The sequence below is a fragment of the Stenotrophomonas sp. YJH_SMC_122 genome, from assembly GCF_059369535.1.
Genome location: NZ_JCAFST010000001.1, coordinates 179,279 through 195,517, shown reverse-complemented (window position 1 = coordinate 195,517; position 16,239 = coordinate 179,279). Strand labels below are relative to the sequence as shown.

Genomic DNA, 16,239 nt, shown 5'->3' with positions numbered 1-16,239 from the left:
ATGAGTCCACAAATCGCAACGATCATCGGTCTGGTGATCATGTTCATCGTCGCCACGGCGATGCCGATCAACATGGGCGCGGTCGCCTTCGCGTTGGCCTTCATCATCGGTGGGCTGTGGGTCGACATGGGCGGCAAGGAGGTCCTGGCAGGCTTTCCCGGCGATCTGTTCCTGACCCTGGTCGGCATCACCTACCTGTTCGCCATCGCGCAGAAGAACGGCACCATCGACCTGCTGGTGCACTGGGCTGTAAAAGCCGTGCGCGGCCATATCGTGGCCATCCCGTGGGTGATGTTCGTGATCACCGCGGTGCTCACCGCGTTCGGTGCGCTGGGCCCGGCAGCGGTCGCGATCATCGGCCCGGTCGCGCTGCGCTTTGCCAAGCAGTACAACATCAACCCACTGATGATGGGCCTGCTGGTCATCCATGGCGCGCAGGCGGGCGGCTTCTCGCCGATCAGCGTGTACGGCAGCATCACCAATGGCGTAGTGCAGAAGGCCGGGCTGGAAGTGACCGAGATGGCGGTGTTCCTGACCAGCCTGGGCTTCAACCTCATGATGGCGACGATCTGCTTCTTCGCCTTCGGTGGCATCGCCCTGCTGCGTCGCGGCTCGATCACCGCAGCAGGAACGATCGGCAATGCCGAACTGGCGATGGCCGGTGGCCCGCAGGCGTCGTCGCGCCAGTTCGCGATCGAAGGCCATGGCGCGCTGGTCGCAGCAGGCGGCGGCACGCTCAGCAATGATCCGGCGGCACTGGATGCGGTGGGCCTGACCCGCGAACGGTTGTTCACCCTGATCGGCCTGCTCGGCCTGGGCGTGGCCGCGCTGATCTACAACCTCAACGTCGGTCTGGTCTCGATCACCGTGGCGGTGGCACTGGCGCTGCTGTCGCCACAAAGCCAGAAGGGTGCGGTCGATGGCATCAGCTGGTCCACCGTGCTGCTGATCTGTGGCGTGGTGACCTACATCGGCGTGCTGGAACATGCCGGCGCGGTGGACTTCATCGGCAATGGTGTGTCCGACATCGGCATCCCGCTGCTGGGTGCACTGCTGGTCTGCTACGTGGGTGGCATCGTCTCTGCATTCGCCTCGTCGGCCGCAGTGCTGGGCGCCACGATTCCGCTGGCGGTACCGTTCCTGATGCAGGGTCACCTCAGCGCCGCCGGCGTGATCTGCGCGCTGGCGGTGTCGTCCACCATCGTCGATGTCAGCCCGTTCTCCACCAATGGCGCACTGGTGGTGGCCTCGGCAGCGAAGGAAGAGCGCGAAACCCTGTTCCGCCGCTTCCTGGTCTACAGCGGTCTTGTGGTGGCGCTTGGACCGCTGCTGGCCTGGCTGGTATTCGTGGTGCCCGGCTGGATGTAACCACCCAGCGGTAGTGCCGGCCGCTGGACGGCAATCTCATGAAGCCATCCAGCGATCACGGGTTGCCGGCCAGCGGCCGGCACTACCTGGCGGTACACTTCCTCCATGGCCATTGCCCCTGCCCCGCGATCACCGAAGAAGCGCGCGCCTCTGTATGAAGAGGTGGCCGACCACGTGCGCGAGCGCATCTACGACTACCGGCTGCCGCCGGGCGAGTGGATCGACGAGCCCGCGCTGTGCGAAGAACTGGGCATCAGCCGCACGCCGCTGCGCGAGGCCTTGAAGCTGCTGGCCGCCGAAGGCCTGGTACAGATCGACGCAGGTCGTGGCAGCAGGGTCACCCGGTTGACGCTGGAAGACCTCAACCAGCTGTTCCCGGTAATGGCCATGCTGGAAGGCCGTTGCGCACACGAGGCGGTCAGGCACATCGATGATGCCGGCGTGCAGCAGCTGGAAGACCTGCATGCGGCGATGGAAACCGCGGCGGCCGAGGGCAACATCGCCGAGTACTACCGCAACAACTACCTGATCCACGAAACCGTGCAGCATTACGCGGGCAATCCGTGGCTGATCCGCATCACCCACGACCTGCACCGCATCCTGAAGATGCATCGCGGCCGCCAGCTGCTGACCCCGGGCCGCACCGCGCAGTCGCTGGCCGAACACCGCGAGTTGATGGAGTGCTTCCGCCGCCGCGACGCGCAGGCTGCCGAACGCACCATGGAACGCCATCTGCTCAGCCAGGGCCAGGCCCTGGCCGCCTATGTGGCAGCGGGCGGGCTGTTGAACGTGCCGGCGCCCTTGCCGACCGAAGGCGGCGGTTGAGCGGATGAGGGTGTCGGCCAGCGGCCGGCACTACCCAGCCGAGGTCACGCCCTGGTAGTGCCGACCGCCGGCCGGCATCCCGGAACATCTCGTCAATCGCCGCCACCGCAGCTGCCGCCGTCACCGCTGCCACCGTCGCTGCTGCAGTCGGAGCTGCTGTGGCTGTGATGGCTGTAGCTGTCGCCGGAATGGCCGCCCGGATGGTCGTAGCCACCGCCGAAACTGTTGTCGCCCCGGATCCCGGAGCCATCGGCCGTGGCCACCGCCATGCACAGGATGGCGCCGACCGGCGGCAGCAACCAGACCAGCAGCAACTGCACCGTCCGGCCACCCGCCGACAGCCCATCACGCCTGACGATCACCACGGTGGCCACCACGTTCAGGCCCAGCACCAGCAGGACCAGCAGAAGGGCAACGATCAGCATTCGGCGACTCCATGCCTGGACTGGGGGCATTATGGCCTGCCACCCCGGCAATGGCCCTGCCTGTCATGAAGATGGGACAATGTGGGGGCGCGCCGGCCTGCCCCGTGGCCGCCGGCGCCCCCCGCACCACACGGAAGAAGAAGAACAACAACATGCTGAAAGTCATTTTCGATACCGACCCGGGCGTCGACGACGCCCTGGCCCTGCTGTACCTGCACAAGCACGCCCAGATCGACCTGATCGGTGTCACGACCACCTTCGGCAATGCCTCGGTGGAGTCGACCACGCACAATGCGCTGTACCTGAAGCAGGCCTGGGGCTTTGCCGCCCCGGTCGCGCGCGGCGCCGGTGGCCCGCTGCAGCCGGAAGCCACCCCCGAAGCCTGGCCGGTCCACATCCATGGCCACAACGGCCTGGGCAACCACCCGGTGCCGGCCGAACTGGACGTGGCCGCCGACACGCGCCCCGCCCACCAGCTGATCATCGACCTGGTCCGCGCCCATCCGGGCGAAGTGACCCTGGTCGCGGTCGGCCGCATGACCAACCTCGCGCTGGCCCTGCAGCAGGCCCCGGACATCGCCGGCCTGGTGCGCGGCGTGGTGATCATGGGCGGCGCCTTCCACGTCAACGGCAACATCACCCCGGCCGCCGAGGCCAATATCTGGGGCGATGCCGAAGCGGCCGACGTGGTGTTCACCGCCAGCTGGCCGGTCACCGCGATCGGCCTGGACGTGACCACCCGCGTGGAAATGGACCGTGACGGCCTGGATAAGCTGGCCGCCATCGGCGGCGCCGACGCCGAGCTGGTCCGTGCGCTGTCGCAGGATTACGTGGACTTCTACCTGCAGGCCGGCCACAAGGGCATGGTCGTGCACGACTGCTGCGCGTGCATCGCGCTGACCCGCCCTGAGCTGTTCCAGTTCGAGCGCGCCAGCGTGCGCGTCGCCACCGACGGCGTTGCCCGCGGCATGACCATTCCCAAGCCGGAAGGCCTGGCCTTCGGCCCGAGCGTGTGGGACGGCCACGTGGTGCAGTCGATTGCCATCGGCGTGGATGCGGCTGCGGTACTGGCCGACATCGAGCAGACCCTGAAGGTCTGACCGGCTAGCGCATGGCCCTGCCCGGGACCGTCTCGGGCAGGGTCCACAGCACCGGCAGCACCAGCACCGCCACCAGCGCGATCATCGCGCCTGGCGCCGCCGCCCAGCCGCTGCGTTCCACCCACCATTGCGCCAGCCACGGCGTCGCACCGCCGAACACCGCCGTGGCCATGGTTACGCCCAGTGCCAGCCCGCTGACCCGGCCTTCGCCGGGGAACTGCTCTGCCGTGGCCGGCGCCGCCACCGCGCTTACACCGCCGGCCACGCAAGCCAGCAGCACCGCAGCCAGCACGATGCCCAGCGCCGTCGCCTGTGCCATCCACGCAAACAGGGACAGCGGCAACAGCGCTGCCAGCAAGGTCAGGCCCAACAACACCGGCCGTCGTCCAACGCGGTCCGACAATGCGCCACACAGGGGCGTGATCGCGATCACTGCCACCGCCGCGATCGTCGACAGCCACAGTGCGTCACCCTCATTGTGGCCCTGCGCGTGCAGGAATGCAGGCACATAGGTGATGCCCACGTAGTAGGTGATCGATCCCAGCGCCGAGATCGCGAAGGTGCGTGCCACCGCTAGCGGATGGTTGCGCAGTACGTGGCGAAGCGGTGTAGCCGGAATGCTGCCCTCGCGCCGCTGGCGCTCGAACTCCGGCGATTCGTGCATGCCCGAGCGTGCGACCAGGATCACCAGTGCCAGCGCCGCGCCGACGAAGAACGGAATACGCCAGCCCCAGCTGTCCAGCTGCACGGTGGGCAGCAGCGCGACGGTAAGTGCAGAGATCGCCACCGCCAGCAGTGCGCCCACCTCACTGGCGGCCGAGGCCAGCGAGGTCACCAGGCCGCGTCGCCGCGCCGGTGCGCTTTCCAGCAGGTACGCCACCACCCCGGTGTACTCACCGCCCACCGAAAACGCCATCACGCAGCGCAGGATCAGCAGCAGCACGCCGGCCGTCGTACCGGCCGTGGCCGCTGTCGGCAGCAGTGCAGTGGCCAGCATCGCCGCTGCCATCAACGCCATCGACGCCAGCAGCATCCAGCGCCGGCCCAGGCGGTCGCCCAGGTGGCCGAAGCACAGCGCGCCCAGCGGACGCATCAGGTAGGACACCGCGAAGCCAGCCAAGGTCACCAGCAACGCCTGCTCGCCACCGCCGAAGAACACCCGCGACAGCACCGTGGCGAAGTACAGGTACAGGGTGAAGTCGTACCACTCCACCACCGTGGACAGGCCCGCCACCCACATCGAGCGCTGCCGCGCCGCGGTCATTGCGTATTCGCCTTCAACAGCCTCTATCCCGGTTGGGCAGGTTCCGCGCAGCGTGGCATGGACCGGGTGAAATACCGGTCATCGGCTGTCGGCTGCCTGCATGTACTGGGTTTCATGGCCGGCGAAGCGCTCACCGCCAAGGCCGAAGCAGAAGCATCCTTGCTGGAACACAAGGCCGGGCAACTCAGCCCGGCAGCTGCAGTTCCGCCCGCAGCCCGCCACCCTCGCGGTTGTGCAACCTCAGCGAACCACCCAGCGACTGCGCCAGCTGCACCGCGATGGCCAATCCCAGGCCGGTGCCCCCGGTATCACGATTGCGCGAGCTTTCCAGCCGGTGGAACGGCGCCAGCACTGCCTGCAGCTGGTTCTCGGGAATGCCGGGGCCACGGTCGGAAATGCTGATCCACACCCTTCCGGCCTTATCGCGGCCCGCCTCGATCTCGGCGGCGCCGGCGTAGCGCAATGCGTTGTCGACCAGATTGCCGACCACGCGGCGCAGCGGCTGCGGCCAGGTCTGCACGACCAGTCCAGCGGGCGCACCGCCAGTGACCGGCTTGCCCATGTCCTCGTAGTCGCCGACCACACTGGCGAGGAACGCGCCCAGGTCCATCGACACCGGCGCGCCAGCGGCAACGTGGCTGCTGCGCGCATAGGCCACGCCCTCGCGCACCAGTTGCCCAAGGTGATCGAGGTCGGCCAGCAGGCGCTGCTGGGTGCCGTCTTCGGGCAGGGTCTCCACCCGCAGCTTCATGCGCGTGATGGGGGTCTGCAGGTCATGGGAGATCGCGGCCAGGATCTGCAGGCGTTCACTGACATGGCCACGAATGCGTGCCTGCAGTGCATTGAGTGCGGCCGCCGCGCCGCCCACTTCGGCAGGGCCATCTTCAGGCAGTGCGGGCCCGTCCTTGCCCGGCTGCAGATGCTCCACCGCATGCGACAGCTGTTGCAGCGGGCGCAGGGCCAGACGCACCGCCAGCCACGCGCACACCAGCAGCAGCGCCAGCTGCACCAGCAGCACGGCGGGCAGCCAACGTGCCAGCGGCAGGCCCGACGGGGTGACTTCAATGGTCAAGGGTGTGCCGTCGTGCAGGCGCAGTTCCACCTCGAACCGCTCCGGCAGGCGAGCCACCTGGCGCGCCTGCAACGGATAGCGGTGCTGCAGGCTGTCGTCGATGATCGCCGTGACCTGGCGTGCACGATCGGTCTGCAGCCCTGGTCCGGCCGCAGCCGGGCGCAGCAGATAACGGTAGGTGCGCCGCTCCAGCCGCGGCACCCAGGCCTCACGCTGCTCCGCAGGCAGGTGTTCCAGCAGCGCGACACTCACCGCCACATCCTCGTCGAGGTTGCGCAGCATCATGCTGCGGGTGGACTGGTAGCGTTCGAAAAAGAGCAGGCCGAAGGACAGTGCGTGGGCCAGGGCCAGTCCGCCCAGCAGCACCAGCAGCAGACGCGCCGACAGCGTGCGCGGCCAGCGTGGACGGCGCGCGTCGGTGTTCATTCGTCCGGCCCCAGCAACTGCACCGGCACGCTGAACACATACCCTTCGCTGCGCACGGTCTTGATGTAGGTCGGCTCGCGCGCGTCGTCACCCAGGCGCTGGCGCACGCGGCTGACCAGCAGGTCGATAGAGCGATCGAACAGTTCGGCATCGCGGCCCTGGGTGAGGCTGAGCAGCTGGTCGCGGCTGAGCACCCGATTGGCGTGGTCGAGGAACACGCGCAACAGGCGGAACTCGGCGCCGCTGAGCGGATATGCGGTGTCCTGTGCGTCCAGCAGGTGGCGGGCGGTGGTATCCAGGCGCCACTCGCCGAAGGCCAACTGGCGGCCAGCTTCGCTTACCTGCAGATTCGGCGGCAGCATCTGCGTGCGACGGATCACCGCATTGATGCGTGCCAGCAGCTCGCGCGAAGAAAAGGGCTTGGTCACGTAGTCGTCGGCGCCCATTTCCAGGCCGATGATGCGGTCGGTCTCGTCGTCGCGCGCGGTCAGCAGCACCACCGGTACCGCCCGATGCTTGCCGGCGCGCAGGTTGCGGCACAGGCTCAGGCCGTCCTCGCCCGGCATCATCACGTCCAGCACCACCAGATCCACGGCATGGGTATCCATCAGCGCGCGCATCGCGCGGCCACCGTCGGCCTGGCTCACGCGCAGGCCGTTGCGCTGCAGGTAGTCGGCCAGCATCTGGCGGATCTCGCTGTCATCGTCGACGACCAGGATGTGCGGTACATGGTTCATTGCGTTCTCGATGAAGACGGAGGTCAGGGCCGCGCGGCGCGGCCATGGTAGCGCGGCTCAGGGGCTGGCCAGCAGGCGCTGGATCTCGCTTTCGGTACGTGCGTAGTCGCCCTCGCCGTAATGGCGGTAGACCACCCGCCCCTGCCGGTCGAGCAGGTACAGTGCGGGCCAGAAGCGGTTGCCCCAGGCGTTCCAGATCCGGTACTGGTTGTCCTGCACCACCGGCCAGGTGATATCCAACCGTGCGATGGCCTTGCGCACGTTGCCGGGCAGCCCTTCATGGGCGAACTCCGGCGTATGCACGCCGATCACCCTCAGGCCCTGCGGCGCGTAGCGTGCATGCCACTGGTGGACATACGGCGCCACGTTGAGGCAGTTGCTGCAGGTATAGGTCCAGAACTCGACCAGCACGACCTGCCCCCGCAACTGCTTCAGTGTGAGCGGCGAGCTGTTGTGCCAAGGCCCGCCACCGTCGAACCCGGCGGCGGGAAGGGCCTGTGCCGACTGCGCACCGGCCTCCGGGCCGGGCCAGGCCAGCAACAACGCTGCTCCGCCCAGCAGGCCCAGCAGCAACGGCAGTGCGTACCCTCGCAGGGCGGCCATCGTTCAGCCCCCCTGCTCGGCCAGCGGCAGTTCCGCCGGCTTCACCCCCGCCGCTTCTAAGATGCTGTCGGCCACCTGCGCCGGATGCGAAAGCAGCGACACATGGCTGCTGCCGATCGATTGCAGCTGTGCACCGATGCGACGTGCGGTCGCGGCCTGCAGCTGTGGCGACAGCATGCGGTCATCACGACTGAGCACGTACCAGCTCGGCTTGCTGCGCCACGCCGCAACGTTCACCACCTCGCCCAGCGCGCTGGCCTTCAACGGGACCTGCGTGCTGTACAGCAGTGCGGCCGACTTTTTCATCACGTCCGGCGCGAAGTCCTGGGCGATGGCATCGGCCGGCAACGTCAGGTAGCCATCCCTCTCCTGCAGCCGGGCCAGGCCCGGCCCGACCGGGAAGCCTTCGCCCTGTTGCGCTGAAGACTGCCCTGCATCCGGTGCGAAGGCCGCCACGTACACCAGCGCCTGCACCTTCGGGTCATTGCCCGCTTCAGTGATGACCGTGCCACCCCAGCTGTGGCCGACCAGCACCACCTTGCCGGGCGCGGCGGCAATCGCGCGGCGGGTGGCGGCCACATCGTCGGCCAACGAGGTGAGCGGGTTCTGCACCGCCACCGCCGGCACCTTCCAGTCTTGCAGCGTGGTGATGACCTTGCTCCAGCTGGAGCCATCGGCAAACGCGCCGTGCACCAGGATGACGGTGGGCGGTGCAGCGATATCGGCCTGGGCAGCGAAGGCGGGGGCGGCAGCGCTGGCCAGGGCGAGAGCGGCGGCAAGCAAGGAGATACGGATCATGGGTGGCACTCCGGTGTTGGGAGTGGCCATTTCCGCCTGCCGGTGTATCGGCGCTGTTTCTCCGTAGCGCGGAGTTGTACCGGACTGTAGGGCGCAGGCGGGTTTCTACAGTGGGATACATTCGCGCGCCGGGCCAGGCCGGCCGCTACCGGCTGGATATCGTTCCCCGCGCGCGCAACGCCCCGATGTGCATCCACGCATCGTCTTTGTATCCGACTGTACGAAACCCCGGTCGCGGCCACAGTCGCTGACAAAACCCCGGGCAACGGCACACGTTGCCGATACCTGCACCGCCTGGAATGGCCTCCATCGACCACTGGCCCGCAGGACACCACCATGATCAGCACCGCCTCTTCCGTGTATACCCCCCGCCTGGACGCCGTCGGCCGCTGGCTCTCGCCACTGGCGCTGCGCACGCTGCTGGCCTGGGAGTTCTTTGAGTCCGGCCGCGAGAAGCTGGGCGGCCAGAACTGGTTCGCCGACCTGGAAGGCCGCTTCCCGTTCCCGTTCTCCACCCTGCCCGCATCGTTGAACTGGCAGCTGGCCACCTGGCTGGAACTGGTGGGTGCGGTGATGCTGCTGCTCGGCCTGGCCACGCGCTCGGTGGCCTACGTCTTCTGGGTGTTGACGGTGGTCGCCATCGCCGCCGTGCACTGGCCCGACCAGTGGAACGGCCTGGGTGAACTCTGGCAGGGCTATGCGATCACCGACCAGGGTTACGGCAACTTCAAGCTGCCGCTGCTGTTCCTGGCCATGCTGCTGCCATTGATCCTCAACGGCGGTGGCGCGCTCAGCGTGGACCGGCTGCTGGCCGGCCCACAGCATGCCCCCGTCGGCAGTGACGGCCTGGGCTGGGGCGTCAGCCTGATCGCCCTGTTGCTGCCGGTTGCCGCGCTGTTGCCCGGCATCGGCTTCGGTGGCGCCCTGCTTGGTGGCGTGCTGCTGCTGGGCTACGTGCTGCGCCGTCGTCGCACCGCCTGACCTGCTTCGCCCCATCCCGCGCTTCTTCCTTTCGTTTCCGTCGCCTTCAGGCGGCGTCCATCCCGCACGCCTGGCGTGCCATTCCCAAGGAGTCACCACCATGTCCGCCTCGACCAAGAACACCCCCTCCTCCCGCCTGCCGCGCATGGGTGCCATCGGCATCGCCCTGGCCGGTGGCCTGCTGCTGGCCGGCCAGGCCGCAGCGATCCAACCGCTGGCGATCAGCGCCGTAGCCATGAGCGCCGCCGCCGAAGGCAAGTGCGGCGAAGGCAAGTGCGGGGCCAACAAGGCCACCGCCGGCAAGCCCGCCGGCAAGGCCAAGGTGGCCGAAGGCCAGTGTGGTGAAGGCAAGTGCGGCGACGCCTCGTTTGCCCGCACCGACCGTGACCACGACGGCAAGGTCTCGCGTGCCGAGTTCAACGCCGTGGCCGCCAAGCGTGCTGCCGAGTTCGACCGCATCGACACCGACCACGACGGTTACATCAGCGAGCAGGAAGCGCACGACTACCTGCGCAGCGTCTACACCGCCAACGGCAAGCCGATGCCGAAGGGCCTGTTCTCCCGCGTTGCCGATTGATCGACGTCCAACCGGCGCCGCCTTCAAGGCGGCGCCCTTTCTCTGGAGCATCCGCCATGTCCCTGCCCCTGCCCTTCAATGCCGCCGGCCTTGGCCTGCGCCGTGGCCTGATCGACGAACTGCTGGCAATGCCGGCCGGTGCCATCGACTTCCTCGAAGTCTCCCCTGACAACTGGATCGGCGTCGGCGGTGCACACGGCGCCGCACTGCGCCAGCTCAGCGAGCGCCATCCCCTGACCTGCCACGGCCTGTCGCTGTCGCTGGGAGGTCCTGATCCGCTGGACCGCACCCTGCTGGCACAGACCCGTGCCTTCCTCGACCTGCACCAGGTGCAGCTGTACAGCGAACACCTGAGCTACTGCGCTGCCGGCGGCCATGTCTACGACCTGCTGCCGCTGCCGTTCACCACCGAGGCTGTACACCATGTCGCCGGTCGCATCGCCCGGGCACAGGACATGCTGGGCCGACGCATCGCCGTGGAGAACATCTCCTACTACGCCGTTGCCGGCGCGGACATGAGCGAGATCGACTTCATCAACGCCGTGCTCGCCGAAGCCGACTGCGACCTGCTTCTGGACGTCAACAACGTTTTCGTCAACGCCTGCAACAACGGTTACGACGCCTTCGAATTCCTGGCCCGCGTGCCGTCCCACCGTGTCGCCTCGCTGCATGTGGCCGGCCATTTCGATGAAGACGATGGCTTCAAGATCGATACCCACGGTGCCCCGGTGAAAGGCGTGGTCTGGGCGCTGTTGCGCGAGGCCTATGCGCGGGTCGGCGTGCGCCCCACGCTGCTCGAACGCGACTTCAACTTCCCGCCGCTGGCGGAGTTGCTGACCGAGGTTGCGCAGATCCGCCAAGCGCAGGTCGAGGCACGTTCACCCGAGGTGGCCCATGGCTGAGTCGCTGGCTACGCTGCAACGGCGCTGGGCCGATCATGTGCGCGACCCAGCAATGGCCGCACCCGACGGCGTCGAGGCGGCCAGGCTGGCGGTTTACCGCCGCCTGTGCATCGACAGCCTGGACACTCTGCTGGCCGGCAGCCTGCCGCGCCTGCAACAGCAGTTGGGCACGCCACGCTGGCGTGACACAGTGGAGCACTACTACGCCCGCCACGCCTGCCAGACCCCGTTGTTCCCACAGATCGCCGGCGAGTTCGCGGCCTGGCTGGCAGTGCAGGACACGCTGGCACTCCCGGCCTGGGCAGCGGAACTGGCGCACTACGAGAGCACGCAGCAGTCGCTGCACATTGAAGCGCGTGACGCCGGGCGGTCGCTGCACCGCGTTCCCGGGGGCAGCGATGTGCTGGCGGTTTCGCCGCTGGTGCGGGTGCTGGGCTACCAGTGGCCGGTGCACGAGGACGAGGCCCTGGAGCCGGTGCTGAGCGCAGCTCCCACGCTGCTGGTGATCCGGCGCCGCGCCGATTTCAGCCTGCAGGTCGAGCAACCGTCACCGCTGGCCTACGCGCTGCTATCGGTCTTCGGTGACGACGGCGCGCCGGTGGATGAGGCACTGCTGGTGCTGTCCGAAACACATGGCATGGCAACGGACGCATTGCGCGTGGCCTGCGTGCCCGTTCTGGGCGAGCTGTGCGCGGCGGGCGTGCTGGTTGCATTGCCTGCTTTCTGAGGTTGCCGGCCAGCGGCCGGCACTACCCGTTCCTTGACCGGCCAGCGGCCGGTGCTACCCATCCCCTACTTCGAGGTCTGATCATGGCCGTTTCCAATCCCCCTCTGCTGCACGGCTGGCGCCTGTTCGTGGCCATCGCCGTGGTCCTGATCGCATTCGCGCTGGCGGCCTTCGCCCTGTATCCCGATGCAGCCGAAGGCAGCCGTGCGGCGATCCGGGTCACTGCACGCACATCGTTCCTGCTGTTCCTGGCGGCGTTCACCGCATCGTCGTTCGCCAGCCTTCTGCCCGGCCCGTTCACCCGGTTCCTGCTGCGCGAACGGCGCACCGTCGGTTTGTCCTTCGCGTTCTCGCACCTGCTGCATGCCATCGCCATCATCAGTTTCGGCATCCTCAACCCGGCGTTCTGGCCAGCACGATCCGCGCTGGCCAACCTTCCGGGCACGGTGGGCTACATCGCCATCCTGGCGCTGGCCATCACCTCGCATCGGGGGATCGCCCGGCGCATGGGCCCCACCGCCTGGCGTCGCCTGCACCTGACCGGCATGTGGATCATCGCGGCGGTGTTCACCTACTCGTACTTCAAGCGCGTGCCGGGCAACTTCTGGTATGCGGTGCCGTCGGCACTGCTGTTCACCGCCTTCGTGGTGCGCTGGATCGCCAAGCGGGCGCAGGCGCTGCGCCGAAGTGCGCATGCGCGGCCACCGCTGCGGAGTTCTCAAGGAGGCTCTACAGAGGGATCCCAGCACGATAGGCAGCCAATTCTCGGCGGAAAGGGATCTGCCCCACTTCAGGTCACGGCGCGCGGCGCAATGTTACCAGGGTGATCTCCGAAGGCACGCCGATGCGTGCCGGGAAACCGGCCCAGAGGCCCGCACCATTGCTCACGTACAGCGTCATCCCATCCACGTCGTAGCGGCCGGACACGAAGCCACCATTGGCCCGCTTCACCAGTTGGTCCATGCCGATGATCTGCCCGCCGTGGGTATGGCCGGACAGCTGCAGTTTGACGCCGCGCGCCGCTGCCGCACGTGCATTGCGCGGGCGGTGATCGAGCAGGATCACGGGCGCAGCGGGATCGGCGCCGGCCAAGGCGGCGTCCAGATCCGGCAGCGGCAGGCCGTAGCGTGCGGCCACCGGATCGGTGACCCCGGCAATGGTCAGCGCCGCGTCGCCACGGCGTACCTGCATGTGGCTGTTCTCCAGCACCTGCATGTGCAGCGCGCGGAACGCCTGCATCCACGCTTGGTACTGCGCGTAGTACTCGTGGTTGCCGGTGATGGCGACGACGCCGTCCGGCGCCCGCAGGTCCGCGAGTGGACGCGCGTCGTCACGGCGGGCCTCGACACTGCCGTCGATCAGGTCGCCGGTGATCACGATCAGGTCCGGCGTCAGTGCGTTGCTCTCATCCACCACCTTGCGCACCCAGTCGCCGGTCAGCAGGCGACTGGCATGGATGTCGGTCAGCTGCAGCACGCGATAGCCGTCGAACGCAGCGGGCAGCCCGGCGATGCTCACCTCGATCTGCCGGGGCTTGGGCACCGCCATGCCCTGGCTGACGCCATACCCACTGACCAGCAGGGCCAGCACGCCGGCCGCCGGCCGCAAGCGCCGCGTGCGCAATGCGGCTACCGCACGTGGCCAGCGCAGCAGGCGGGACGCGAGCAGGCCCACATCCATCGCCAGCATCAGCAACGCCAACAGCAACACCGCCGTGGAGCCGGTGGCCAGCGTGGCGATGGCCAGTTTCGGAATTTCCGGCGACGCCATGGTGCCCCAGAAGGCGGCGACGATACGCAGCTGCACGGCTACGCCCACCAGCAGCAGCGACAGCACGACCTTCAGCCAAGTGGGCATGCGCTGTGGCCAGAACAGGCGCCAGGCCACATACAGGCCCATCAACAAACCGATCGTACTCAGCACTGCAACCATCCTGGAAAGAAAGCGGGCCGCCATGGTGACCGCTGCGGGCGGTGTTGTGTAGCGCCGAGCCCATGCTTGGCATTTCAACCTGCAGCCGAGCATGGGCTCGGCGCTACAACAACAGGTGCGTCAAGCCATTCCGTCGAGGCGCTGCACCCGCAGGCGGGCGATACGGCGTTTTTCCATCGCCAGCACGGTGATCCGGAAACCGGCCACTTCCACGCTGTCGCCCACGTCGGGCAGGCGCCCCAGCTGGTCCAGCACCAGGCCGGAAATGGTCATGTAATCGGCGCTGCGCGGCAGATCCACGCCAGTCATCCGCTGCAGGTCATCGAGAGTCAGCGCGCCATCGGCCTCCCATTCGTCCTCGCCCTGCGCCACCGCGCCGTAGCGTTCGTCCTGGGTGTCGGCCAGGTCGCCGGCAATGGCCGCCAGCAGGTCATTGGCGGTCACCAGGCCTTCCACGCTGCCGTACTCGTCCACGGCCACCGCCAGCGGCACCGGATGCTGGCGGATCAGCTCCAGCGCCTGCAGCGCACTGGCACTGGACAGTACGTACTGCGGCGCGCGCAGGTTGCCTTCCAGCTGTAGTGGCTTGCCCTGCAGCAGGTCGGCCAGCAGGTCGCGGCTCTGCACCACGCCACGCAGGCTGTCCAGGTCACCCTCACCCACCAGCAGGCGGGTATGCGGCGATGCCACCAGGCGCGCCACCACATCCTCGTGGCCACGGGCCAGGTCGATCCACTGCACGTCGGCGCGCACGGTCATCACGCTGGACACCGGGCGATCGGCCAGGCCCAGCACGCTGCGGATCATCTCGTGCTCGGCCGGCTGCAGCCGCTCCTCGTCTGCATGTTCTTCCTCGCCGTGGCCATCGACGTGGCCGTTGGCCGGGCGTGCCCCCAGCATGCGCAGAACGGCGTCGGCGGTGCGCTGGCGGAACGGCTGGCGGCGCTCGTTGCGCTCACGGTTGAAACGCACCCACTGGTTGAAGGCTTCCACCAGGATCGAGAACGCGATGGCCGCGTACAGATAGCCCTTCGGGATCTTGTAGCCCAGGCCTTCGGCCACCAGGCTGAAGCCGATCATCAGCAGGAAGCCCAGGCACAGCACCACCACTGTCGGGTGCTTGTTGACGAAGCGGGTGAGCGGCTTGCTGGCCAGCAGCATCAGCGCCATGGCGATGGTCACCGCGGCGTACATCACGCCCAGGTTGTCGACCATGCCGACGGCGGTGATCACCGAATCCAGCGAGAACACCGCGTCGAGCACCACGATCTGCGCCACGACCATGGCGAAACTGGCGTAGACCTTCTTGCCATCGTCGTGGTGCTCGCGGCCTTCCAGCCGTTCGTGCAGCTCCATGGTGCCCTTGAACAGCAGGAACAGGCCACCGCCCAGCAGGATCAGGTCACGCCCGGAAAAGCTGTGCTCGAACAGCGTAAGCAGCGGCTCGGTCAGTTTCATGATCCAGGCCAGCGCCGCCAGCAGCACCAGCCGCATCAGCAGCGCCAGTGCCAGGCCGATCACCCGCGCGCGGTCGCGCTGGTGTGGGGGAAGCTTGTCGGCCAGGATCGCGATGAACACCAGGTTGTCGATGCCGAGCACGATCTCAAGCACGACCAGGGTTGCAAGGCCCATCCATATCGAGGGGTCAGCCAACCATTCCATTTCAGGTCCGTTTCGTCAGTAGGTAAGGGAGAAGAACAAACACTCAGTCTGCGTCCTGCGCGCGCGACGGGTCGTGCCCGAGCAGGTCGCCAGGCGTGCACTGCAGCTCGCGGCAGATCGCATCGAGCGTGGAAAAGCGGATGGCGCGCGCCTTGCCGGTCTTCAGGATCGACAGGTTGGCCAGGGTGATGTCGATGCGCCCGGCCAGCTCGGACAGGGTCATGCCCCGTTCCTGCAGCACGCGGTCCAGGGTGATGATGATTGCCATCAGATGACACCGTCGAGGTCATCGCGCATCGCCGCCCCCACGGCGAAGACGCGTGCCAGCACGAACAGCATCAGCACCGCCACCAGCCCGGTGATCGACATGCCGCCGCCCACCTCCATCCAGGTGAAGTCGGGGCCCATCCAGGCCGCGTAGGCGCCGATCAGGATAGACAGCAGCTCCATCGCCAGCATCAGCCACGCCATCCGTTGCAGGCGCTGCGCATTGGCGTGGGTGAACGGCCTTTCGCGCGCCGCCGATTTCAGCAACCGCAGCAGATGGCGCAGGAACAGCAGGCACAGCACCAGCAGCGCGACGATCGCAGCCAGCCCCAGGCAGAAGTGCAGGAACAGAGCGTTGCCGTGTGCAGCAGCGGCAGCGGCATCGTGGACGTTGTCGAGCAGCCAGCGGCGGTCGTGGGCGACCAGCGGCACCGCCAGCAGTGCGGCCAGGATGCCCAGCCAGCACATCGCCCGGACGGCCTGGACGGCGGCCTGGGCCAGGGTGAACAAGCCTCGCGCGGGCCTGGCGCGGGCGGGACGAGCGGTCAAGCGGCCTCCGGCATTGGGGCGGCC

Annotated in this window: 18 protein-coding genes; 8 read left to right on the top strand and 10 right to left on the bottom strand. The window is 67.8% G+C overall.

The genetic code is table 11. The annotated features are described in order from the left end of the window. Positions 1-1,368, top strand: a complete 1,368-nt coding sequence (locus AC5P66_RS00980) for an SLC13 family permease (RefSeq protein ID WP_262258142.1) — start codon at positions 1-3, stop codon at positions 1,366-1,368. Positions 1,369-1,473: 105 nt separating this feature from the next. Then, positions 1,474-2,193: a GntR family transcriptional regulator gene (locus AC5P66_RS00975; protein WP_049414197.1), complete on the top strand. Its 720-nt coding sequence runs from the start codon at positions 1,474-1,476 to the stop codon at positions 2,191-2,193. Positions 2,194-2,285: 92 nt separating this feature from the next. Here AC5P66_RS00975 and AC5P66_RS00970 read toward each other — a convergent pair whose 3' ends face one another. Further along, positions 2,286-2,618, bottom strand: coding sequence for a hypothetical protein (locus AC5P66_RS00970; protein WP_495216044.1), 333 nt, complete (start codon positions 2,616-2,618; stop codon positions 2,286-2,288). A gap of 152 nt (positions 2,619-2,770) precedes the next feature. On the opposite strand from AC5P66_RS00970, the gene AC5P66_RS00965 reads away from it, so the two are divergent. Further along, the gene (locus AC5P66_RS00965; RefSeq protein WP_049414213.1) at positions 2,771-3,718 is read left to right on the top strand and encodes a nucleoside hydrolase; all 948 of its coding nucleotides are present in this window, start codon (positions 2,771-2,773) and stop codon (positions 3,716-3,718) included. A gap of 4 nt (positions 3,719-3,722) precedes the next feature. Here the strand turns inward: AC5P66_RS00965 and AC5P66_RS00960 are convergent, their stop codons facing one another. The 5 genes from AC5P66_RS00960 to AC5P66_RS00940 form a co-directional block, all read right to left on the bottom strand. Continuing rightward, positions 3,723-4,982 (bottom strand): MFS transporter, encoded by a 1,260-nt coding sequence (locus tag AC5P66_RS00960; RefSeq protein WP_495216043.1) that lies wholly within the window; start codon positions 4,980-4,982, stop codon positions 3,723-3,725. 184 nt (positions 4,983-5,166) lie between these two features. Then, positions 5,167-6,480 (bottom strand): sensor histidine kinase, encoded by a 1,314-nt coding sequence (locus AC5P66_RS00955; protein WP_495216042.1) that lies wholly within the window; start codon positions 6,478-6,480, stop codon positions 5,167-5,169. Beyond that, positions 6,477-7,217 (bottom strand): response regulator, encoded by a 741-nt coding sequence (locus tag AC5P66_RS00950; RefSeq protein ID WP_005415664.1) that lies wholly within the window; start codon positions 7,215-7,217, stop codon positions 6,477-6,479. The genes AC5P66_RS00955 and AC5P66_RS00950 overlap by 4 nt, the downstream gene beginning before the upstream one ends. 57 nt (positions 7,218-7,274) lie before the next feature. Then, entirely contained in the window at positions 7,275-7,820 is a 546-nt protein-coding gene (locus AC5P66_RS00945) for a redoxin family protein (RefSeq protein ID WP_099495242.1), read from the bottom strand. Between the two features lie 3 nt (positions 7,821-7,823). After that, positions 7,824-8,618 carry an alpha/beta fold hydrolase gene (locus AC5P66_RS00940; RefSeq protein ID WP_049416535.1) on the bottom strand — a complete coding sequence of 265 codons (795 nt, stop codon included), beginning with the start codon at positions 8,616-8,618 and terminating at the stop codon, positions 7,824-7,826. 336 nt (positions 8,619-8,954) lie between these two features. Between AC5P66_RS00940 and AC5P66_RS00935 the strand changes: the two genes are divergently transcribed. From AC5P66_RS00935 to AC5P66_RS00915, 5 genes are all read left to right on the top strand, one after another. Next, positions 8,955-9,599: an HvfX family Cu-binding RiPP maturation protein gene (locus AC5P66_RS00935; protein WP_049416534.1), complete on the top strand. Its 645-nt coding sequence runs from the start codon at positions 8,955-8,957 to the stop codon at positions 9,597-9,599. A gap of 100 nt (positions 9,600-9,699) precedes the next feature. Then, positions 9,700-10,176 (top strand): HvfA family oxazolone/thioamide-modified RiPP metallophore, encoded by a 477-nt coding sequence (locus tag AC5P66_RS00930; RefSeq protein ID WP_049438583.1) that lies wholly within the window; start codon positions 9,700-9,702, stop codon positions 10,174-10,176. Between the two features lie 56 nt (positions 10,177-10,232). Beyond that, on the top strand, positions 10,233-11,078 hold the full coding sequence (locus AC5P66_RS00925) for an HvfB family MNIO-type RiPP peptide maturase (protein ID WP_099495241.1): 846 nt from the start codon (positions 10,233-10,235) through the stop codon (positions 11,076-11,078). Next, positions 11,071-11,805 (top strand): HvfC family RiPP maturation protein, encoded by a 735-nt coding sequence (locus tag AC5P66_RS00920; protein ID WP_099495240.1) that lies wholly within the window; start codon positions 11,071-11,073, stop codon positions 11,803-11,805. The genes AC5P66_RS00925 and AC5P66_RS00920 overlap by 8 nt, the downstream gene beginning before the upstream one ends. Beyond that, the gene (locus tag AC5P66_RS00915; RefSeq protein WP_495216041.1) at positions 11,766-12,632 is read left to right on the top strand and encodes a hypothetical protein; all 867 of its coding nucleotides are present in this window, start codon (positions 11,766-11,768) and stop codon (positions 12,630-12,632) included. Before AC5P66_RS00920 ends, AC5P66_RS00915 begins: the two co-directional genes overlap by 40 nt. Here AC5P66_RS00915 and AC5P66_RS00910 read toward each other — a convergent pair. The 4 genes from AC5P66_RS00910 to AC5P66_RS00895 all read right to left on the bottom strand — a co-directional run bounded on the left by AC5P66_RS00910 (position 12,601) and on the right by AC5P66_RS00895 (position 16,134). Next, positions 12,601-13,737, bottom strand: coding sequence for a metallophosphoesterase (locus tag AC5P66_RS00910; protein WP_099486820.1), 1,137 nt, complete (start codon positions 13,735-13,737; stop codon positions 12,601-12,603). The two genes, AC5P66_RS00915 and AC5P66_RS00910, sit on opposite strands and share 32 nt — an antisense overlap. Positions 13,738-13,857: 120 nt before the next feature. Next, positions 13,858-15,399, bottom strand: coding sequence for a TerC family protein (locus AC5P66_RS00905; RefSeq protein ID WP_099495238.1), 1,542 nt, complete (start codon positions 15,397-15,399; stop codon positions 13,858-13,860). Positions 15,400-15,442: 43 nt separating this feature from the next. Continuing rightward, on the bottom strand, positions 15,443-15,667 hold the full coding sequence (locus AC5P66_RS00900; protein ID WP_049416521.1) for a helix-turn-helix domain-containing protein: 225 nt from the start codon (positions 15,665-15,667) through the stop codon (positions 15,443-15,445). Then, positions 15,667-16,134, bottom strand: a complete 468-nt coding sequence (locus tag AC5P66_RS00895; RefSeq protein ID WP_099486882.1) for a DUF2975 domain-containing protein — start codon at positions 16,132-16,134, stop codon at positions 15,667-15,669. Before AC5P66_RS00895 ends, AC5P66_RS00900 begins: the two co-directional genes overlap by 1 nt. Between the last annotated feature and the right edge of the window lie 105 nt (positions 16,135-16,239).